General features: G+C 71.6%; 15 protein-coding genes. 8 read left to right on the top strand and 7 right to left on the bottom strand.

Annotation, left to right across the window (positions count from 1 at the left end):
- Positions 1-82 precede the first annotated feature (82 nt).
- The 7 genes from IEY91_RS25135 to IEY91_RS25110 form a co-directional block, all read right to left on the bottom strand.
- Positions 83-925 carry an HpcH/HpaI aldolase/citrate lyase family protein gene (locus IEY91_RS25135; protein ID WP_189175785.1) on the bottom strand — a complete coding sequence of 281 codons (843 nt, stop codon included), beginning with the start codon at positions 923-925 and terminating at the stop codon, positions 83-85.
- Entirely contained in the window at positions 922-2,142 is a 1,221-nt protein-coding gene (locus tag IEY91_RS25130; RefSeq protein WP_189175784.1) for a CaiB/BaiF CoA transferase family protein, read from the bottom strand. The genes IEY91_RS25135 and IEY91_RS25130 overlap by 4 nt, the downstream gene beginning before the upstream one ends.
- A complete protein-coding gene (gene rbsK / locus IEY91_RS25125) occupies positions 2,139-3,044 on the bottom strand; it encodes a ribokinase (protein ID WP_189175783.1) in 906 nt (301 codons plus the stop codon). Before rbsK ends, IEY91_RS25130 begins: the two co-directional genes overlap by 4 nt.
- Positions 3,041-4,504: an ADP-ribosylglycohydrolase family protein gene (locus IEY91_RS25120; RefSeq protein ID WP_229697214.1), complete on the bottom strand. Its 1,464-nt coding sequence runs from the start codon at positions 4,502-4,504 to the stop codon at positions 3,041-3,043. Before IEY91_RS25120 ends, rbsK begins: the two co-directional genes overlap by 4 nt.
- On the bottom strand, positions 4,501-5,697 hold the full coding sequence (locus tag IEY91_RS41950; protein WP_229697213.1) for an ADP-ribosylglycohydrolase family protein: 1,197 nt from the start codon (positions 5,695-5,697) through the stop codon (positions 4,501-4,503). Before IEY91_RS41950 ends, IEY91_RS25120 begins: the two co-directional genes overlap by 4 nt.
- Positions 5,591-6,808 carry an ADP-ribosylglycohydrolase family protein gene (locus IEY91_RS25115; protein WP_189175835.1) on the bottom strand — a complete coding sequence of 406 codons (1,218 nt, stop codon included), beginning with the start codon at positions 6,806-6,808 and terminating at the stop codon, positions 5,591-5,593. The genes IEY91_RS41950 and IEY91_RS25115 overlap by 107 nt, the downstream gene beginning before the upstream one ends.
- A gap of 395 nt (positions 6,809-7,203) precedes the next feature.
- Positions 7,204-8,211: an ADP-ribosylglycohydrolase family protein gene (locus IEY91_RS25110; RefSeq protein ID WP_164325863.1), complete on the bottom strand. Its 1,008-nt coding sequence runs from the start codon at positions 8,209-8,211 to the stop codon at positions 7,204-7,206.
- A 332-nt stretch (positions 8,212-8,543) separates the two neighbouring features.
- On the opposite strand from IEY91_RS25110, the gene IEY91_RS25105 reads away from it, so the two are divergent.
- The 8 genes from IEY91_RS25105 (at position 8,544) to IEY91_RS25070 (ending at position 20,625) form a co-directional block, all read left to right on the top strand.
- Positions 8,544-9,275 (top strand): VIT1/CCC1 transporter family protein, encoded by a 732-nt coding sequence (locus tag IEY91_RS25105; RefSeq protein WP_164325864.1) that lies wholly within the window; start codon positions 8,544-8,546, stop codon positions 9,273-9,275.
- Positions 9,276-9,668: 393 nt separating this feature from the next.
- Positions 9,669-14,198 carry a glutamate synthase large subunit gene (gltB, locus tag IEY91_RS25100; protein WP_189175834.1) on the top strand — a complete coding sequence of 1,510 codons (4,530 nt, stop codon included), beginning with the start codon at positions 9,669-9,671 and terminating at the stop codon, positions 14,196-14,198.
- On the top strand, positions 14,191-15,651 hold the full coding sequence (locus tag IEY91_RS25095) for a glutamate synthase subunit beta (protein WP_164325865.1): 1,461 nt from the start codon (positions 14,191-14,193) through the stop codon (positions 15,649-15,651). Before gltB ends, IEY91_RS25095 begins: the two co-directional genes overlap by 8 nt.
- Before the next feature lie 291 nt (positions 15,652-15,942).
- Entirely contained in the window at positions 15,943-17,253 is a 1,311-nt protein-coding gene (locus tag IEY91_RS25090) for a sugar ABC transporter substrate-binding protein (protein ID WP_164325866.1), read from the top strand.
- 33 nt (positions 17,254-17,286) lie between these two features.
- Positions 17,287-18,279 carry a carbohydrate ABC transporter permease gene (locus IEY91_RS25085; protein ID WP_189175782.1) on the top strand — a complete coding sequence of 331 codons (993 nt, stop codon included), beginning with the start codon at positions 17,287-17,289 and terminating at the stop codon, positions 18,277-18,279.
- Positions 18,276-19,109, top strand: coding sequence for a carbohydrate ABC transporter permease (locus IEY91_RS25080; RefSeq protein WP_189175781.1), 834 nt, complete (start codon positions 18,276-18,278; stop codon positions 19,107-19,109). Before IEY91_RS25085 ends, IEY91_RS25080 begins: the two co-directional genes overlap by 4 nt.
- 178 nt (positions 19,110-19,287) lie before the next feature.
- Positions 19,288-19,506 (top strand): hypothetical protein, encoded by a 219-nt coding sequence (locus tag IEY91_RS25075; protein ID WP_189175780.1) that lies wholly within the window; start codon positions 19,288-19,290, stop codon positions 19,504-19,506.
- An 18-nt stretch (positions 19,507-19,524) separates the two neighbouring features.
- Positions 19,525-20,625, top strand: coding sequence for a hypothetical protein (locus IEY91_RS25070; protein WP_189175779.1), 1,101 nt, complete (start codon positions 19,525-19,527; stop codon positions 20,623-20,625).
- The last annotated feature ends 65 nt before the right edge of the window (positions 20,626-20,690 follow it).

The following is a 20,690-nucleotide window of genomic DNA, read 5'->3' as shown; positions in this document are numbered from 1 at the left end:
CGTTCGCCCGGGTTGCTCGCCGTCGCGGCGGGAAATTGGCCTGCGGCCCCGAGCGACCGGGCGGGATCGGGCTTCGGCTTCGCTAGCCGTCCGGTTCCGCCAGCGCCAGCGTTCTGCGGGCCCCCTCCACCACCGCCCTGTCCACGAAGCGGCCGTCGGGGAGGGCCTGGGCTCCCTCCTGCGATGCCGCTGCCTTGAGGATGGACTCGGCCTGTTCGATCTCCTTCGGAGTGGGGAGGTAGGCGCGCTCGATCACCCGGAGCTGGCGGGGGTGGATCGCCGCGCGGCCCAGGAACCCGAGGGTGCGGCCGTGCGCGCAGGACGCCGCGAGGCCCGCCACGTCGCGGGTGTCGGGGTACACCGACTGGGGCGGCGCGGGCAGCGACGCGGCGCGGGCCGCCACGATCACGCGGGAGCGCGCCCAGTCCAGGCCCGCGTCGTCGCGTACGCCCAGGTCGGCGCGGAGGTCCGCCTCGCCGATCGACAGGCCGTGCAGGGCCGGGTGGGCGGTGGCGATGGCGTGGGCCCGCTCGACGCCGAGGGCGGTTTCAAGGAGGGCGTGCAGCGCGGGGGCACCGCCGTCGTGCGGCGCCGCCCGCTCGGCCGCGCGGATCACGTCGTCCGGTGAGGTGACCTTCGGCAGCCGCAGGCCCGCGAGGCCCGGCAGCGGGGCGATCGCCCGCAGGTCCGCGTCAGACAGCGGGGTGCCGAGCGCGTTCACGCGGACGTGCAGGGCGGGGCCGGGACCCGGCCGGGGCGCGGACAGGAGCTCCGCGGTGGCCGCCCGCGCGTACTCCTTGCGGGCCGGGGCCACCGCGTCCTCCAGGTCGACCACCACCACGTCCGCGCCCGCCACGAGCGCCTTCGCCACCACGTCGGGGCGGTCCCCGGGAACGTACAGCCAGGTCAGCGGGATCGGTCTCACAGCGCGCCCTCCTTGCGGAGCGAGGCGATCTCGGAGTCCGTGAGACCAAGCTCGGCGAGGATCGCGTCCGTGTCGGCGCCGTGCGGGCGGCCCGCCCAGCGGATTGCGCCGGGCGTCTCGCTGAGGCGGAAGAGGACGTTCTGCATCCGCAGGTCGCCGAGCTCCGGGTCGTCCCGGACGGTGGTGATGGTGTCTAGGGCCGCGTACTGCGGGTCGGTCATCACGTCGCGTACGTCCTGGACGGGCGCGACCGCCGCCTCCGCCTTCTCGAAGGCCTCGATCACCTCGGTGCGGGTGCGGCGGGCGATCCACCCGCCGACCGCCTCGTCGAGGACGTCCGCGTGCGCGGCGCGCTCCACGCCCGAGCCGAACCACGGCTCGGTGACCAGGTCGGGGCGGCCCACCAGGCGCAGCACGCGCTCCGCGATCGACTGCGCGGAGGTGGAGACCGCGACCCACTTGCCGTCGGCCGTGCGGTAGGTGTTGCGGGGCGCGTTGTTCGTGGAGCGGTTGCCGGTGCGCGGCTGTACGTGACCGAGCTGGTCGTACCAGAGCGGCTGCGGGCCGAGCACCGTGAGGATCGGCTCGATGATCGCCATGTCGACGACCTGGCCCCGGCCGGTGGCCGTGCGTGCCGCGAGGGCCGTCATCACCGCGTACGCCGTGGCCAGGCCCGCGATGGAGTCCGCGAGGCCGAAGGGCGGGAGCGTCGGCGGCCCGTCCGGTTCGCCGGTGGCGGCGGCGAAGCCGCTCATCGCCTCCGCGAGGGTGCCGAATCCGGGGCGGCGCGCGTACGGCCCGAACTGGCCGAAGCCCGTGACCCGGGCGAGCACGAGCCGCGGGTTCGCGGCGCTCAGCTCCTCCCAGCCGAGGTCCCACTTCTCCAGGGTGCCGGGGCGGAAGTTCTCGACGATCACGTCCGCGTCGGCGGCGAGGCGCAGGAGGGTCGAGCGGCCGCCGGGGGAGGAGAGGTCAAGGGTCATCGTGCGCTTGTTGCGGCCGAGCAGCTTCCACCACAGGCCGACGCCGTCCTTCGCCGGGCCGTGGCCCCGGGACGGATCGGGGCGGGTCGGGTGCTCGACCTTGACGACGTCCGCGCCGAAGTCGCCGAGCAGGGTGGCGGCGAGGGGGCCCGCGAAGAGGGTCGCCAGATCGAGGACGCGCAGGCCGGAGAGGGGAGGGGCAGGTGCCGGGGATGGTGGGGTCGGGGGTGTCATGCCGTGACGCCCGCTTCGGTGTCGATCTCCGTCCGGTACGGCATGGAGGCCGCCGCACCCGGACGCTGCACGGAGAGGGCGGAGGCCGCCGACGCCCAACTCGCCGCCTGAGGAAGGTAGTTGCCCTCGCACAGGGCCACCGCGAGCGCGCCCGCGAAGGTGTCGCCCGCGCCCGTCGTGTCCACCGCGGTGACCCGCCGCGCGGGCACCGTGACGGGTTCGGCGCCCCGGGCCACGTACAGACTGCCCGCGGCGCCGAGCGTCACGACGACCTCCGGGACCTGGTCGAGGAGCGCGCGGGCCGCGTCCGCCGGGTCGGGGAGGCCGGTGAGGGCGGCGGCCTCGTGCTCGTTGGGGAGCAACAGGTCGGTGGCGGCGAGGAGTTCGGGCGGCAAGGGCCGGGCGGGCGCCGGGGTGAGGATGGTGCGTACGCCGGCCGCGCGGGCCGCCTGTGCGGCGGCGAGCACCCCTTCCATGGGGATCTCCAGCTGGAGCAGGAGCGCGGCGGCGGAGGCGATCTCGGCGGTGTCGCCGGGGGAGAGGGTGGTGAGCGTGTCGTTGGCGCCGGGGATGACGACGATCGCGTTGCCGCCGTCGTCGTCCACGACGATGTGGGCGGTGCCGCTCGGGCCCTCGACGGTGCGCAGCAGGTCGGTGTCCACGCCCGAGTGGTCGAGCGCGGACCGCAGTTGGGTGCCGAAGGTGTCGTTGCCGACCGCGCCGATCATCGACACGGTGGCGCCCGCGCGGGCCGCGGCGACGGCCTGGTTGGCGCCCTTGCCGCCGGGGAGCGTGCGGAACTCGCGGCCGGTGACGGTCTCCCCGCGCTGCGGGGCCTTCGCCACGTACGCGACGAGGTCCATGTTGATGCTGCCGAGGACGGCGATGTGGGGGCGGGTCATGGGCGGGGTGCCTCCTGGGGGGTGGGGTCGGTGGTCCGCGAGGCGGGTGCGGCGGTCTGTGGAGCGGTCAGGCGTGCGGTGAGGGCCGCGAGGGTGTCGAAGCCGGTGCCGTGGAAGGCGCCGACCGAGGTCGCGAGGCGGTTCTTGAGCGGGGCCGTCCAGCGGGCCGGGAGCGCGTCCGGGTGACCGGCCAGCAGGCCCGCGATCGAGCCCGCGGTCGCCCCGTTGGAGTCGGTGTCCCAGCCGCCGGAGACCGCGCGGGTGATGGAGGCGGTGAAGTCGCCGTCCGCGTGGGTGAGGGCCGCGGCCAGGACGGCCGCGTTGGGGACCACGTGGACCCAGTGGTGCGTGCCGTACGCCTCGTGCAGGCGGTCCGCCACGTCGTCGAAGTCCCCGTGTCCGTGCGCCAGTTGGATGCCGTGGCGGACCGCCTTCGCCAGGCGGGAGTCCGCGGGGACGACGGCCAGGCCCGCCGCCAGGCTCTGGTGCACGTCGGCTGTGCCCGACGCCGCCCGCGCGATCGTCGCCGCCGCGAACATCGCCCCGTACACGCCGTTGCCCGTGTGCGTCAGGCACGCGTCCCGGTACGCCTGCTCGGCCGCCGCCGTCGGGTCGTCCGGGTTCGTCCAGCCGTGCACGTCCGCGCGGATCAGGGCGCCGATCCACTCGCGGAACGGGTTGTGGTGGCGGGCCGTGCGGGGTGGGTCGATGCCGTTCAGGAGGTTGCGGTACGCCACGCGTTCCGCCGTGAACGTCCTTGCCGCCGGGAGTTCCTCCAGCCAGAGGGCGGCCACGTCCTGCGTCGTGAACGCCTTGCCGTGGCGTTGCAGGAGGAGCAGGTTCAGGAGGGGGTAGTTGAGGTCGTCGTCCTCCGGCATGCCGTTGATGTTCTCGGCGAGGGAGGTGGGGGCGGAGCGTCTGTTCCAGGGGTACGTGGTGGTCAGCTCGGGTGGGACTCCCCTTGCTGTGAACCAGGTGTTCAGGGGCCAGTTGCCGGTGGATTTCGCGAGGGCGCGGATTGCTTTCAGGGGGAGTTTCTCGACGGGTTTGCCCAGGAGGCAGCCTGTGGCTCGGCCCAGCCAGGCTGCGTGCAGGCGGGTGCGGTGGGTGGGCCCTGCGGGGCTTTCCCCAGTCCCGCCCCTTCCCGCTGCATCGATCAGCGGCTCCGCCGCGGGCAGGGGCTGCCGCCCCCGGACCCCCGCCATCGGCCTGAACGGCCTCGTCCTCAATCGCCGGACGGGCTCAGTCGGCTCGTCCAGTTCGGTCAGGAGTTGCTCCGCCAGGGCCGTCAGTTGTGGTGCGGCCGGACGCGGGGACGTGCCAGACCGGGGTGGGGTCGGGGAGCCGCCCGCTGCCAGCCAGCGGGCCCGTACCGACGTGACGTCTCTGCCCTCCTCCTCCGCCTGGCGGAATTCGTGGGTGATCAGGTCCTCGGGCTGGAGCCAGGTCAGGCGGGTCACGGGGTGTCCGTCAGGGTTCTGAACGCCGACTCGTGGGTGCGGCGGCGGGTTTGGTCCTTGGTGAAGATCTCCTGGGTGACTGCCGCGAGGGTGGTGGCGGGGGTGTGCAGGTCCAGGCGGCTGGCCTGCGCGATCGTTGTCGACCAGTCGTGGGGGACGGCGGACGCGCCGTGCAGGGCGCCCGCGATCGCGCCGCTCATCGTGGCGATGGAGTCGCAGTCGCGGCCGTAGTTCACCGAGCCGAGGACCGTGTGGCGGTAGTCGCCGTCGGCGATCAGGAGCATGGCCAGGGCGATGGGGAGTTCCTCGATGGCGTGCAGGCGGGAGGGGCGGCGGGCGCCGAGGGAGGGCGAGCGGTAGTCGGGGCCGACGGTGTCGAAGGGGGTGATGGCCGTGCGGAGGGGAGCGAGTGCCGACTCGAACTCCCCGTGGTTGCTTGCCACTTCGGCCACGGCCTCGATCGCGGCTCGGGTGCCGTCCTTCGCCAGGGACAGGCAGGTGTCGACGACGGTGGTGGGTGTCGCGCCGGGCGTGCAGGCCGCCGCCACGGCCGCCGCGAAGACTCCCGCCGCCTCGCGGCCGTACGACGACTGGTGGGGGCCCGCGACGTCCAGCGCCTCCGCGTACGCGCCCGCCGGGTTCGCCGCGTTGACCAGGCCGACCGGCGCCATGTACATCGCCGCGCCGCAGTTGACGATGTTGCCCGTGCCCGCCTCGCGCGGGTCGACATGGCCGTAGTGGAGGCGGGCCACCAGCCATTTCTCGGCGAGGAAGAGACGCTGGAGGGGGAGGGCCTCGGCTTCGAGTTCGGGGATCCAGCGGGGGGTGGTGATCAGGTCGGGGACCAGATGGTCGGCGATGGCGTACGCGTCGAGGTGGTCGCGGACGGTGGCGTACACGCGGATGAGCGCGTGGGTCATCAAGGTGTCGTCGGTGATGTGGCCGTCGCCCTTGTGGTACGGGGCGATGGGGCGGGCGGTGCGCCAGTCGTCGCCGTGCCAGGGGCCGACGATTCCCTGTACGCGGCCGCCGTGGCGCTCCGCGATCTGCTCGGGGGAGCAGCCCTCGACGGGGCCGCCGAGCGCGTCACCTACGGCCGCTCCCACCAGGCTGCCCGTGACGCGGTCCGTGAGGGTCGGCGTGGTCGGGTGGGTGCGGGTGCTGCCGTGCGGTGTCGGGTCCAGTGGTGACATGTCCCAAGTCCTCCTCCGGGGTGGGCGGTTCGGTGAGTGCCGCCCGCGTCAGGTGTCCGGCCAGCTCCACCAGGTCCGTGCCCGCGAGGCGCGGCAGGGCGCAGCCGGAGAGGGTGCGGCAGGCCTCGCGCCAGGTGTACGGGATGCCGGTGGCCGTGGCGAGGGCGCCGGTGAGGGCCCCGGCCAGGGCGGGCGCGGAGTCGGCGACGCGGGACAGGCAGGCGGCGGCCGGTACCGCCTCGCGCACGCGGCCTTGCGAGGCGACGGCCAGGGCGAGGGCGACCGGGACGGTCTCGGCGGCGGCGATGCCGTAGCTGTAGACGTGGTCGACGATCTCGTGCTCCAGGAGCGGGATCAGGGCGAACACGCCGTCCGGGCCGCGGGCGCAGTCGTGGGCGAGCGCGAGCGCGTGCCGGGCGTTGCGGCCGATCTCCGTGTGCTCGGGGAGCTGGGCCAGGGCGGCGGCCACGGCGTCCTCGGGTGTCGCGCCGGCCAGGGCTGCCGCGATCGCCGCCGCCATCGCGCGGGCGCCGTGCACGCCGTCGCCGTCCTGGGTGTAGCGGGCGTCGAACTCCGCGAGGGCGGCGGCCTGTTCGGGGGCGCCCGGGTGGACCAGGGCGAGCACACAGGCGCGTACGCAGGCCGCGTCGTCGAAGAAGTGGGGGTTGTCGTGGCCCGTGGCGGGCGGGCGCAGGCCTGTGGCGAGGTTGCCGAGGCCTGCTCGTACGGAGATGCGGGCGCGCAGGGGGAGGAGGGCGGACTCCACCTCCGGGGCGGCCGCCGCCGCTGCGGCCACCTCGCTGGCCAGGGTGTTCCAGGCGAGGGCGAGGGTGGCGCGGGTGCGGCGGTCTCTGCCGAGGGACAGGTCGAGGGTGCCGTCGGCCGCCTTCAGTACGGACTCGGCGGTGAAGGCCGCCCATTCGGCGTCGTCGGAGGGGCCCAGGCGGAGGGGTTCCGGGGGCTGGTTCAGGGCGATGGGGACGGGGAGGGTGGTCGTCGCGTTGTGCTCGGCGAAGGTGTCCAGTTCGCGGGTGAGGCGGCGGGTCCAGGTGGGCATGCGGGCCGCTCTGTGCCGCGCGGCAGGCCAGCCCGCTGCGTCGCCTGCGGCCAGGCCGAGGAGGAGGCCCTCGACCTGGTCTCTGGTGGGGGTGGGGGCCCTGCCGGGGGCTCCCCAATCCCGCCCCTTCCCGCTGCATCCATGTGCGGCTCCGCCGCGGGCAGGGGGCTCCGCCCCCTGGACCCCCGGTTTCCGGTTGCCCGGCGCTGACCGCTGTGCCCACCCGTCCCGCCCTGCGGGACGACTGCCCACAGCGGGAACGGCAGGGACTGCGGGAACAGCGGGCACCGCAGGGACGGCGGGAACGGCGGGGACAGCAGAGACGGTGGGAACGGCAGGAGCAGCGGGGGCGGCGGGAACGGCAGGGGTGGCGGGAGCGGTGGGGACGGCGGGAACCGTAGGGGCGGGAGGAACCGGCGGATCCGCGGGCGTGGCTGTCGTGTGGCCGCTCATCGTGGTTCCCCTTCCGGCATCAGCAGCTCCGCCACGTCCAGTACGTGATGCCCCCGCATGGAGGGGAGGCACGTGCCCCGAGCCGGGCCGATCGCTGTGGTCCACTCCTCGGGGATCGCCCTCGCGCCGCAGGTCGCGCCCGCGAGGGAGCCCGCGACCGCCGCGGTGGTGTCCGCGTCGCGGCCCATGTTGACGGCTGTCAGGACGGACGTCGCGAAGTCGCCGTAGGCGGCCGCGTACGCGCCGAAGGCCAGGCCCACCGCCTCCGGTGCCAGGTCCGTCCAGGGGTAGCCGCCGATGACGACCGCCGAGCGGACCGCGCGTTCGCCCCGGTGGGCCGCGGCCACCGCGCGGCGCAGCGAGCGGGACGTCCAGCAGTCGGCGGGGATGACCGAGAGCGCGGCCGTGACCACGGACTCCACCGGCGCCCCCGCCATCGCCGCCGCGACGCCCGCCGCCACCGCCTGCCCGCCGTAGATGCCCTCGCCCTCGTGGCTGACCGTGCCGTCGATGGCGACGAGCCGGGCCGCCTCCTCGGGGGCGCCCGCGGCGAACACCCCGAAGGGCGCGGCGCGCATGGCGAGTCCGTCGCTCCAGGCGTGCCGGTGCTGGGCGGAGATGGGCGCCGCGAGGCCCCGGCGCAGGTTCTCCAGGGTGCCGCGTTCGCTGAACCCGGCGCCGCGGAACGGGCCTTCGTCGAGGTCGGCGATCCACTGGTGCCAGGCCGCCTCGACGTGCGCGACGGTGAGCGCGGAGCCGTGCCGGGCGAGAAGCAGGCCCGAGAAGATCGCGTACTCCGTGTCGTCCGTACCGGCCGGATGCTCGGCGACGTACCCCGTGATGCGGCCCCAGCGGCGGCGGATCTCGGAGGGCTTCATGTTCTCCGCGGGCGCGCCGAGCGCGTCGCCGACGGCGAGGCCGAGCATCGCCCCGCGGGCCCGCTCGCGGAGGCCGTCGGCGTCACCGGGCGCCGGGACCGAGGGAACACATGCGACGGATGCCAATGCCGTGCCTCCCTGTCACGCCACTGCCGGGTTGCAGTGCGTTGGACCATCCCTGCCACGCGACGGCACTCATGTGAGCATCCCTGCGCTCAGCGTCACCCCTTCGGCATGACGGCGAGGCTCGGTGCGGGGCTTTGCGCAGGGCGTCGCGGGGTGGTCCGCGCGAGGGTCGTCGAGGCGCGTTTTCGCAGGTAAGTACGGCCTTCCTTGCTGGCGGGCAAGATTTTTCGCGCGTACTTTCGAGAGTGTCCGAGGGGGAGGGACCGGGGCCGGAACGCTCCGTACACGGGTGACGTGTGCCCCCGTCCGAGTGGGAGGAAGAGTTTTCCGTCATGGCGATCATTGAGACCGAGGCCCCGCTGCATGAGGCGCACCGGGACAACCACACCCACCGGGACGTCAACGGCGGCTGGCTGCGCCCCGCCGTCTTCGGCGCCATGGACGGCCTCGTGTCCAACCTCGCCCTGATGACCGGTGTCGCGGGCGGGGCGGTGTCGCGGGAGACCATCGTCATCACCGGCCTCGCCGGGCTCGCGGCCGGTGCCTTCTCGATGGCCGCGGGCGAGTACACCTCCGTCGCGTCGCAGCGCGAGCTGGTCGAGGCCGAACTCGACGTGGAGCGCCGGGAGTTGCGCAAGCACCCCAAGGACGAGGAGCGGGAGCTGGCCGCGCTGTACGTGTCGCGTGGCGTCGAGCCGGAGCTGGCCGGTGAGGTCGCCCGGCAGTTGTCCCAGGACCCCGAGCAGGCGCTGGAGATCCACGCCCGCGAGGAGCTCGGCATCGACCCGGGCGACCTGCCCTCGCCGCTGGTCGCCGCGGTGTCCTCCTTCGGGGCGTTCGCGCTCGGCGCGCTGCTCCCCGTGCTGCCGTATCTGCTCGGCGCGAGCGCCCTGTGGCCCGCGCTGATCCTCGCGCTGATCGGGCTCTTCGCGTGTGGTGCGGTCGTGGCGAAGGTGACCGCGCGGTCCTGGTGGTTCAGCGGGCTGCGGCAGCTCGCCCTGGGCGGTGCCGCGGCGGGTGTGACGTACGCCCTGGGCAGTGTGTTCGGGACGGCCGTAGGATAAGGCTCTTGCAGGTGTATGCAGGATTCTGCATAAGTAGTCGTTACCGTGCGGTTTCGATTCGTTGACCGCTGGGCATGAGCCGTAAGCGCTGCGGGCAATGATGCCTGCGGCGCTCCGGGCCCGCGGCCACCGATCTGTCCGCTCGGGTCCCTTCCGCGCCGCTCTTCACCCCCTAGAGCGCTGTCCACATGTTGGAATGAAGTATCCGCTTTTCGAGAAGCGGGCCATCATGTAACCTGCACGAAATTTAGCCAGGGCCAACGTCGTCCCTATCGCCGCTCGCGCCCCCGGAGCCCCTTGAACGCCCGGGAGGTTGCCCCCATCACGACGACGGGAGTGCCGATGCGTTCCGACGCCTGGTCGCCCATGGACGGTCGCCCCGCCCCGCAAGGGATGTACGACCCCCGTAATGAGCACGACGCCTGTGGTGTCGGGTTCGTGGCCACCCTCACCGGTGAGGCGAGCCATGAGCTCGTCGAGCAGGCGCTGACCGTACTGCGCAATCTCGAACACCGCGGCGCCACCGGATCCGAGCCCGACTCCGGTGACGGCGCCGGCATCCTGCTCCAGGTCCCGGACGCGTTCCTGCGCGAAGCGGCTGGTTTCAGCCTCCCCGCCGCGGGTGAGTACGCCGTGGGCATCGCCTTCCTGCCGCAGGCCGCCGCCGACGAAGCCGTCTCGAAGATTGAGACGATCGCCGCCGAAGAGGGCCTGACCGTCATCGGCTGGCGCGACGTGCCCGTCGCCCCGACGCTGCTCGGCGCCACCGCCCGCTCGACGATGCCCGTCTTCCGCCAGCTCTTCGTGAGCGACGGCGCGAGCAGCGGGCTCGCCCTGGACCGCAAGGCGTTCGTCCTTCGCAAGCGCGCCGAGCGCGAGGCGGGCACGTACTTCCCGTCGCTCTCGGCCCGCACGATCGTCTACAAGGGCATGCTGACCACCGGCCAGCTCGAACCCTTCTTCCCGGACCTGTCCGACCGTCGCTTCGCCACGGCCATCGCGCTCGTCCACTCGCGCTTCTCCACCAACACGTTCCCGAGCTGGCCGCTCGCGCACCCCTACCGCTTCGTCGCGCACAACGGCGAGATCAACACGGTCAAGGGCAACCGCAACTGGATGCGCGCCCGCGAGTCGCAGCTGGTCTCCGACCTGTTCGGCACCGAGGGGAAGACTGAGGAGAAGCTGGAGCGGATCTTCCCGGTCTGTACCCCGGACGCCTCCGACTCCGCCTCCTTCGACGAGGTCCTCGAACTCCTGCACCTCGGCGGCCGTTCGCTGCCCCACTCGGTCCTGATGATGATCCCGGAGGCCTGGGAGAACCACGCCTCCATGGACGCGGCCCGACGCGCCTTCTACCAGTTCCACGCCACGATGATGGAGCCCTGGGACGGCCCGGCCTGCGTCACCTTCACCGACGGCACCCAGGTCGGCGCGGTCCTCGACCGCAACGGCCTGCGTCCGGGCCGCTACTGGGTCACCGACGACGGCCTGGTCGTGCTCGGCTCCGAGGTCGGCGTCCTCGACATCGACCCGGCCAAGGTCGTCCGCAAGGGCCGCCTTCAGCCCGGCCGGATGTTCCTCGTCGACACCGCCGAGCACCGCATCGTCGAGGACGACGAGATCAAGGCCGCCCTCGCCGCCGAGATGCCGTACCAGGAGTGGCTTGAGGCCGGCGAGATCGAGCTGTCCGACCTGCCCGAGCGCGAGCACATCGTGCACACGCACGCCTCCGTCACCCGCCGCCAGCAGACCTTCGGCTACACCGAGGAGGAGCTGCGCATCCTGCTCGCGCCGATGGCCAAGGCCGGCGCGGAGCCGATCGGCTCGATGGGCACGGACACCCCGATCGCCGCGCTCTCCGAGCGCCCCCGGCTGATCTTCGACTACTTCACGCAGCTCTTCGCGCAGGTCACCAACCCGCCGCTCGACGCCATCCGCGAGGAGCTCGTGACGAGCCTGCGCTCATCGCTGGGCCCGCAGGGCAACCTCCTGGAGCCGACCGCGGCCTCCTGCCGCAGCGTCACCCTGCCCTTCCCGGTGATCGACAATGACGAGCTGGCCAAGCTCATCCACATCAACGCCGACGGCGACATGCCGGGCATGAAGGCCGCGACCCTGTCCGGCCTGTACCGGGTCAGCGGCGGCGGCGACGCCCTCGCCGCCCGCATCGAGGAGATGTGCGCCGAGGCCGACGCGGCCATCGAGGCCGGCGCCCGCCTGATCGTGCTCTCCGACCGGCACTCCGACGCCGAGCACGCCCCGATCCCCTCCCTGCTTCTCACCGCGGCCGTCCACCACCACCTCATCCGTACGAAGCAGCGCACGCAGGTCGGCCTGCTCGTCGAGGCGGGCGACGTGCGCGAGGTGCACCACGTCGCGCTGCTCATCGGCTTCGGCGCCGCGGCCGTCAACCCGTACCTGGCGATGGAGTCCGTCGAGGACCTGGTCCGCGCGGGCACGTTCCTGCCGGCCACCGACGGCGGGGCCGAGCAGGCCATCCGCAACCTCATCTACGCCCTCGGCAAGGGCGTGCTGAAGGTGATGTCCAAGATGGGCATCTCCACGGTCGCCTCCTACCGCGGCGCGCAGGTCTTCGAGGCCGTCGGCCTGGAGGAGTCCTTCGTCGAGAAGTACTTCAACGGCACCGCCTCCAAGATCGGCGGCGTCGGCATCGACGTCGTCGCCCAGGAGGTCGCCGCCCGGCACGCCAAGGCCTACCCGGCATCCGGCGTCCCCTCCGCGCACCGCGCCCTGGACATAGGGGGCGAGTACCAGTGGCGCCGCGAGGGCGAGCCGCACCTGTTCGACCCCGAGACGGTCTTCCGCCTCCAGCACTCCACGCGCACCGGCCGCTACGACGTCTTCAAGCAGTACACGGACCGCGTGAACGAGCAGTCCGAGCGCCTCATGACGCTGCGCGGCCTGTTCGGCTTCAAGAGCGACCGTCCGTCGATCTCCGTGGACGAGGTCGAGCCGGCCTCCGAGATCGTCAAGCGCTTCTCCACCGGCGCCATGTCGTACGGATCGATCTCCCGCGAGGCGCACGAGACCCTCGCCATCGCCATGAACCAGCTGGGCGCCAAGTCCAACACCGGTGAGGGCGGCGAGGACGCGGACCGCCTGTACGACCCGGCGCGCCGCTCGGCCATCAAGCAGGTCGCCTCCGGCCGCTTCGGCGTCACGTCCGAGTACCTGGTCAACGCCGACGACATCCAGATCAAGATGGCCCAGGGCGCCAAGCCCGGCGAGGGCGGCCAGCTCCCCGGCCACAAGGTCTACCCGTGGGTGGCGAAGACCCGGCACTCGACGCCGGGCGTGGGGCTCATCTCCCCGCCGCCGCACCACGACATCTACTCCATCGAGGACCTCGCCCAGCTCATCCACGACCTGAAGAACGCGAACCCGCAGGCGCGGATCCACGTGAAGCTGGTCTCCGAGGTCGGCGTCGGCACGGTCGCCGCGGGTGTCTCCAAGGCGCACGCGGACGTCGTGCTCATCTCCGGCCACGACGGCGGCACGGGCGCGTCCCCGCTGACCTCGCTGAAGCACGCGGGCGGCCCCTGGGAGCTCGGCCTCGCCGAGACCCAGCAGACCCTGCTGCTCAACGGCCTGCGCGACCGCATCGTCGTACAGACCGACGGCCAGCTCAAGACCGGCCGCGACGTCGTCATCGCCGCGCTGCTCGGCGCCGAGGAGTTCGGCTTCGCGACCGCGCCGCTGGTCGTCTCGGGCTGCGTGATGATGCGCGTCTGCCACCTGGACACCTGCCCGGTCGGCATCGCCACGCAGAACCCCACGCTCCGTGACCGCTTCAGCGGCAAGGCCGAGTACGTCGTCAACTTCTTCCAGTTCATCGCCGAAGAGGTCCGCGAACTCCTCGCCGAGCTCGGCTTCCGCACCATCGAGGAGGCCGTCGGCCACGCCGAACTCCTCGACACCGAGCGGGCCGTGAACCACTGGAAGGCCCAGGGCCTCGACCTGAAGCCGCTGTTCCACGTCCCCGACCTGCCCTCCGGCGCGGTCCGCCACCAGCTGGTCCCGCAGGACCACGGCCTGGCGAAGGCCCTGGACAACGAGCTGATCAAGCTGGCCGCCGACGCGCTCGCCGCGGGCTCGCAGGAGGACGCCCAGCCGGTCCGCGCCCAGGTCGCCATCCGCAACATCAACCGCACCGTCGGCACCATGCTCGGCCACGAGGTGACGAAGAAGTTCGGCGGCGCGGGCCTGCCCGACGACACCATCGACATCACCTTCACCGGCTCGGCGGGCCAGTCCTTCGGCGCCTTCGTGCCGCGCGGCGTCACGCTGCGCCTGGAGGGCGACGCCAACGACTACGTCGGCAAGGGCCTCTCCGGCGGCCGCGTCGTCGTCCGCCCCGACCGCGGCGCCGACCACCTCGCCGAGTACTCCACCATCGCGGGCAACACCATCGGCTACGGCGCGACCGGCGGCGAGCTGTTCCTGCGCGGCCGCACCGGCGAGCGGTTCTGCGTGCGCAACTCCGGCGCGCTCGTGGTGTCCGAGGGCGTGGGCGACCACGGCTGCGAGTACATGACCGGCGGCCACGCGGTCGTCCTCGGCGAGACCGGGCGCAACTTCGCGGCCGGCATGTCGGGCGGCATCGCGTACGTCATCGACCTGGACCGCGACAACGTCAACGCCGGGAACCTGGCGGCCGTCGAGCCGCTGGACGACACCGACAAGCAGTGGCTGCACGACGTCGTGCGCCGCCACCAGGAGGAGACGGGCTCCACCGTCGCCGAGAAGCTGCTCGCGGACTGGGACACGTCCGTGGCCCGCTTCAGCAGGATCATCCCCAGCACGTACAAGGCAGTGCTCGCCGCCAAGGACGCCGCCGAGCGAGCCGGACTCTCCGAGTCCGAGATCACCGAGAAGATGATGGAGGCGGCGACCAATGGCTGATCCCAAGGGCTTCCTGAACCACGGCCGCGAGGTCGCCGAGACCCGCCCGGTCGGCGAGCGGGTGCGGGACTGGAACGAGGTCTACGTTCCCGGCTCGCTCCTTCCGATCATCTCCAAGCAGGCCTCGCGCTGCATGGACTGCGGCATCCCGTTCTGCCACAACGGCTGTCCGCTCGGGAACCTCATCCCCGAGTGGAACGACTACGCGTACCGCGAGGACTGGTCGGCGGCCCAGGAGCGGCTGCACGCCACGAACAACTTCCCGGAGTTCACAGGGCGCCTGTGCCCCGCCCCCTGCGAGGCGGCGTGCGTGCTCGGCATCAACCAGCCCGCCGTCACCATCAAGAACGTCGAAGTCTCCATCATCGACAAGGCGTGGGAGACCGGTGACGTGGCGCCGCAGGCGCCGGAGCGCCTGTCCGGCAAGACCGTCGCCGTGATCGGCTCGGGCCCGGCGGGCCTCGCCGCCGCCCAGCAGCTCACCCGGGCAGGACACACGGTCGCCGTGTACGAGCGCGCCGACCGCATCGGCGGCCTGCTCCGCTACGGCATCCCCGAGTTCAAGATGGAGAAGCGGCACATCAACCGCCGCATCGAGCAGATGCGCGCGGAGGGCACCAAGTTCCGCACCGGCGTGGAGATCGGCCGCGACATCGACGCGGCGAAGCTCCGCAAGCGCTACGACGCCGTGGTCATCGCGGCGGGCGCCACCACCGCCCGCGACCTGCCCGTCCCGGGCCGCGAACTCAAGGGCGTCTACCAGGCGATGGAGTACCTGCCGCTCGCCAACAAGGTGCAGGAGGGCGACTACGTCACCACGCCCGTCTCCGCCGAGGGCAAGCACGTCGTCGTCATCGGCGGCGGCGACACCGGCGCGGACTGCGTGGGCACCGCCCACCGGCAGGGCGCGGCCTCCGTCACCCAGCTGGAGATCATGCCGCAGCCGGGCGAGGACCGGGCCCCCGGCCAGCCCTGGCCGACCTTCCCCATGCTCTACAAGGTCACCTCGGCCCACGAGGAGGGCGGCGAGCGCGTCTACTCCGTCTCGACCACCCACTTCGAGGGCGACGAGGACGGGAACGTGCAGTTCCTGCACCTCGTCGAGGTCGAGTTCGTGGACGGCAAGCTCACCCAGAAGCCCGGCACGGAGCGGCGCATCCCCGCCCAGCTCGTCACCCTCGCCATGGGCTTCACCGGCACGGACCGTGAGAACGGCATGGTGGACCAGTTCGGGCTCGACCTCGACGCGCGCGGCAACGTCGCCCGCGACGGCGAGTTCCAGACGAACGTCCCCGGTGTCTTCGTCGCCGGTGACGCGGGCCGCGGCCAGTCCCTCATCGTCTGGGCGATCGCCGAGGGCCGCTCCGCCGCACGCGGCGTGGACCGCTTCCTCACCGGTGCGAGTGATCTTCCCTCGCCCATTCGCCCGACCGACCGGGCGCTGACGGTGTAATCCGTACGGCCCCACAAACGTCCCGTACAACGGCGTACGGAACTGGCGCGACGCCTGCCTTGTCCCCGACCGGACACTGGGTGGGCGTCGCGTTTTGCTTGCCCGGCGCCGCGGGAGCACGAGAGCGCACGGTCGGGAGCATGGGATTGCGCCGTCCGCAACGGCGGTTGCACCCCGTAGCGCAGCGCGCAACGGTGATTACGGTTCGGCCGCTTCGCCGAAAGGGTCTAGACCGCCCACACTCTGTGTGACCAGAATCGCTCTCACCAAAGGAACCTTAAGGGGGCCGGCATGAAGCGACGTGTCATCGCGGCAGGTTGTATCGCCTTGACGCTCGGTCTGACCGCAACCGCGTGCGGCGGCGATGACGGCGGCGACAGCGGCGACAACGGCGGCAAGGTCGAGGGCAAGGGCAAGACGCTCACCGTGTGGATCATGGAGGGCACCAACCCCGACCCCCGGCCCTTCTTCAAGGAGGTCGGCGCGGCCTTCGAGAAGAAGACCGGCGCCAAGATCAAGGTCGAGTACCAGCAGTGGGCCACCGCCCAGAAGAAGTTCACGACGGCCATCGAGGGCGGCGAGGACCAGGTCCCCGACGTCGCGGAGGTCGGCACGACGTGGGTGCCGCAGTTCGCGGAGACCGAGGCGCTCGTCGACGTGACGGACGACGTCAAGAAGTCGGGCCTCGCAGGCGACCTCGTCGAGGGCCTGAAGGACGCCGGCACGCTGGACGGCAAGCAGTACGGCATGCCGTGGTACGCGGGCGTGCGGTCCATCGTCTACCGCAAGGACATCTTCGAGAAGCACAAGCTGAAGCCGCCGACGACCTGGAAGGAGCTCCAGGCCACGGCGAAGACGCTGAAGGACAAGGAGCCGGGGCTGATCCCGTTCCCGGTGGCGGGCGGCGCGGAGATGTTCGCGACCCCCTTCATCTGGGGCGCCGGCGGTGAACTCGCCACGCAGGACGGCGACCAGTGGAAGTCCGCCATCAACTCGCCCGAGGCGATCAAGGGCATCGAGTTCTACACCGGCCTCGCCACCAAGGACAAGGTCTCCCCGGCCAAGGTGAACACCTGGACCGAGAAGGAGGTCGGCGACGCCTGGAACAAGAGCCAGATCGCCATGGCGATCGGCGGCAACTGGACCCCGAAGGCCATCACCGACGCGAACCCCAAGCTCAAGGGCAAGCTCGGCGCCGTCCCGATCCCGGGCGAGACCGGCGGGATGAGCAAGTCCTTCCTCGGCGGCTCCTACCTGTCCACGTTCAACACGGACAAGAAGGAACTCGGCTGGGAGCTGGTCAAGATGATGACCACCGGTGAGTTCGCCGCGAAGTGGGCCAAGCAGACCAACTACTTCCCCGGCCAGAACTCCGAGCTGAAGAAGATCGAGGGCCAGAAGGACCCGCTGGTCGAGCCGTTCGCGAAGCAGATGATCGAGGCCGGCGCCACGGTGCCCAAGACCAAGGCGTACGGCGAGATCCAGGCCTCGCAGGTCGTCACCGGCATGGTCCAGTCGATCCTCACCGGCAAGTCGTCCGTGAAGGACGCTGCGGACAAGGCGGCCAAGGACATGGACGAGATCTTCGCCAAGGACAAGTAGGCATCACAGGGACGAGTGACCAACGTGAAAGACATGCTCGTCAGCGACGGCTCGAAGGACGGTTCCTCCGGCTCTTCGAGCCTTCGCTCCCACCCGTCCGACGACGGTGAGCCTGCGCGCCGCCGCAAGAAGCTCACCACCCTCACCCGCCCCTGGCTCCTGCTCGCCCCCTCACTGATCGTGCTCGCCGGTCTGCTGCTGTGGCCGCTGATCCAGGTCGGCAAGCTGTCGATGCAGGACTACAAGGTCAAGTTCGGCGGCGGCGAAGCCACCTTCACCGGCTTCGACCACTACAAGGACCTGCTGACCAGCGATCTGCTGTGGAAGACGGTCCTGCCCAACACGGTGTTCTTCGCGTTCGCCTGCGTCGGCCTGACCGTCGCCCTCGGCACGGCCGTGGCGCTGCTCCTCAACCGCCTCGGCCCGACGTGGAAGCTGATCTGCTCCGTGTCGATCCTGGCCGCCTGGGCGATGCCCGCGGTGACCGGGACGTACGTATGGATCTGGCTGTTCTCGCCGGAGGACGGCATGTTCAGCCAGCTCGCCGACTCCATGGGCCTGATCGACGCCGAGACCACCAACTGGTTCACCGAGCGGCTGCCGTTCTACGGCATCGCCACGATCAACGTCGTGCACCACGGCTTCCCGTTCGTGGCGATCACCGTCCTCGCGGGGCTCCTGACGATTCCCAAGGAGCTGTACGAGGCAGGGGAGATCGACGGTGCCAACGCCTGGCAGCGGTTCTGGAAGATCACCGTGCCGACCATCAAGCCCGTCTTCCTGGTGGTGACCATCCTCTCCACCATCTGGGACTTCAAGGTCTTCACCCAGGTCTTCCTGATGCCGGGAGGCAGCGGCTCCAACCCGGACGTCTACAACCTCGGCGTGTACTCCTACATCGAGGCGTTCGCCAAGAACGACTACGGCGCGGGCGCCGCGGCGGCCGTCCTCCTGACGCTGCTGCTGCTCGCGATCACCATCGTCTACATCCGGACACTGTTCCGGCAGGGGGGGGAGGACCTGTGAGTACCCGACGACCCTCGCTCGCCGCGCGCATCGGCCTGCCGCTCTCCGTGGCGGCCCTGCTCGTCTTCACCCTCTTCCCCGTCTACTGGATGGTCTCCACCGCGCTCGACCCGAAGGCGCTCACCCGCGGCTCGGACCTGCTGCCGAGCGGCATCAGCTTCGAGCACTTCGACTTCGTCTTCGACCGGGGCAACTTCGGCCAGTACCTGCTGAATTCGGCCATCGTCGGCATCGCCACGATCCTGGCGGCGGCGCTGCTCTCGCTGTTCGCGGCGATCGCGGTGGCCCGCTTCAAGTTCAAGTTCCGCACCTCCGTGCTGATCATGGTCCTGATCGTGCAGATGGTGCCCCTTGAGGCCCTCGTCATCCCGCTGTTCATCCAGATGCGGGACTACGAGATGCTCAACTCGCTGCTCGGCCTGTCGATCGTGTACATCGCCCTGTCGCTGCCGTTCGCGATCTGGACCCTGCGCGGGTTCGTCGCGGCGGTGCCCAAGGAGGTCGAGGAGGCCGCGTACATCGACGGTGCCTCCTGGTTCCGGATGTTCTGGTCGGTGCTGCTTCCGCTGGTCGCGCCCGGCCTCGTCGCGACCTCGATCTTCGCCTTCATCACCGCGTGGAACGAGTTCGTCTTCGCGTACACCTTCATGAAGGGCAACGACAAGTACACGGCGGCGGTGGGCATCTTCCAGTTCTTCGGGGAGAACACCACGTCCTGGGGGCCCGTCATGGCCAGCTCCACGCTGGTCACGGTGCCCGTCATGCTCTTCTTCGTGGTCGTGCACCGCAGGCTCGGTTCGGGTCTGGCGGCGGGGGCCGTCAAGGGCTGACGCCTGTCGGGGGGTACGGGGGGTGTGCCGGGGTACGGCACACCCCCCGTACCCCCTTCTTCTGTCTTCCGTTTGCGCCGTTCCGTTTGCTCGGCTTGCTCCGCCACCGCTATTGACTATTATTCAATTTCGCTCCACTCTCGGGACCTCCAAGACCGGCGCACCCCCGGGAGGTCCCGTGAGCACCGAAGCACTGGAGAAACTGACGACGGAGCTGGGGGCCGGGCCCCCGGAGTCCTTCGCCGGGCTGCCGCCCGAGCAACTCGCGCTGCTCGCCGACGCGTTGCGCCACGAGCGCGAGAGCCGGGCGTCCGGCCTGAACCAGGCGGCCGAGGAGGCCCTGAAGCTGGTGCCCGCGCTGGCCCGCGGGCCCGTACGCCGGATTCTCTTCCGGTAGGGCGGGGGCGAGGACAGCATGGACAAGCTGCGCGGCAGGGCCGAGACCCTGAAGACCGCCCGTCTCCTCGGCGTCGAGCCCGACGCGCTCGCGTTCCTGGGGGCGCTGCCCGCCGATGACGTACGCCGCTTCCGTACCGAGTGCGTCGCGGCGCTGTACGACCGGGCGCCCGAGATGCTCGACCGGATCGCCTCCGCGACGAAGCTGGTGCCCGCGGGGGTGGCCGCCGCGATCTCCCAGAAGGCGCTGGGCCCCCGGCTCGCCGCCGCCGTCGCCGGGCGCCTCGAACCCGCCCGTGCCGCCGACATCATCGAGAAGCTCCCGGTGTCCTTCACCGCCGAGTCCTGCGGGCACCTCGACCCGCGGCGGATCAGCGGCATCGTCGACCGCCTCGACGAGAACCTCCTCGTCCGCATCTCCGTCGCCCTCGCCGAGCGCGAGGACCACGTCACCATGGGGCGCTTCGTCGGTCATCTGCGCGACGGCGCGCTGCGGCGGATCCTGCCGCAGGTCTCCGACGCGGTGGTGCTGCGCACCGGCTTCTTCGTCGACATTCCCGAACGGCTCGGGCAGATCGTCGAGTTGATGGGCGAGGAACGGCTCGCCGCCGTCATCGCCACCGCCGCCCGGGAGGGGCTGTGGCCCGAAGCGCTGGCCGTGGCCGGGATGGTGACGGGGCAGCAGCGCGGGCGCATCGCCGCGCTCGCCGCCGCGCAGCCTGCCGAGCTCCTCGACCCGCTCGTCGTGACCGTGGCCGGGCAGGGGCTCTGGGAGTCGCTGCTGCCGTTGGTCGCGCTGCTCGGGGAGGAGGAGTTGCGTGTGGTGGCGGGGCTGCCGGCCCTGCGGGACGCCGATGTCCTCGGCGGCGTCGTTCCCGCCGTTGTGGCCACCGGGCTGTGGGGGGAGTTCCTGCCCCTTGTGGAGGTGTTGCCGGAGGAGTCCCGGCGGGTTGTCGCCTCGCGGGCGGCCGCGCTGTCCGATGCCGAGCTCGACGCGCTCGTGCGTGAAGTCGGGAAGCGGGATTTGTGGGACCTGGTGTTGCCGTTGGTGGAGCTCATGTCCGATGAGGCGAAGGTCAGGATCTTTGCGTTGCCGGCGTTCGAGGAGAAGCCCTCCTAGTCGCGGGGCGCCTTGGGGGGGGCTTTGTCTGTGCGTTGCCGGGGGTGGGCGCTGGTCGCGCTGCG

The organism is Streptomyces lasiicapitis, from assembly GCF_014646335.1.
Taxonomy (GTDB): Bacteria; Actinomycetota; Actinomycetes; order Streptomycetales; family Streptomycetaceae; genus Streptomyces; species Streptomyces lasiicapitis.
This window is presented reverse-complemented; position numbering and strand designations above follow the sequence as displayed.

Coding starts and splice junctions, on each gene's coding strand:
- IEY91_RS25130 (WP_189175784.1), bottom strand. CDS start 2,142: ATGACACCCCCGACCCCACCATCCCCGGCACCTGCCCCTCCCCTCTCC.
- rbsK (WP_189175783.1), bottom strand. CDS start 3,044: ATGACCCGCCCCCACATCGCCGTCCTCGGCAGCATCAACATGGACCTC.
- IEY91_RS41950 (WP_229697213.1), bottom strand. CDS start 5,697: ATGTCACCACTGGACCCGACACCGCACGGCAGCACCCGCACCCACCCG.
- IEY91_RS25105 (WP_164325864.1), top strand. CDS start 8,544: ATGGCGATCATTGAGACCGAGGCCCCGCTGCATGAGGCGCACCGGGAC.
- gltB (WP_189175834.1), top strand. CDS start 9,669: ATGTACGACCCCCGTAATGAGCACGACGCCTGTGGTGTCGGGTTCGTG.
- IEY91_RS25095 (WP_164325865.1), top strand. CDS start 14,191: ATGGCTGATCCCAAGGGCTTCCTGAACCACGGCCGCGAGGTCGCCGAG.
- IEY91_RS25090 (WP_164325866.1), top strand. CDS start 15,943: ATGAAGCGACGTGTCATCGCGGCAGGTTGTATCGCCTTGACGCTCGGT.
- IEY91_RS25085 (WP_189175782.1), top strand. CDS start 17,287: ATGCTCGTCAGCGACGGCTCGAAGGACGGTTCCTCCGGCTCTTCGAGC.
- IEY91_RS25070 (WP_189175779.1), top strand. CDS start 19,525: ATGGACAAGCTGCGCGGCAGGGCCGAGACCCTGAAGACCGCCCGTCTC.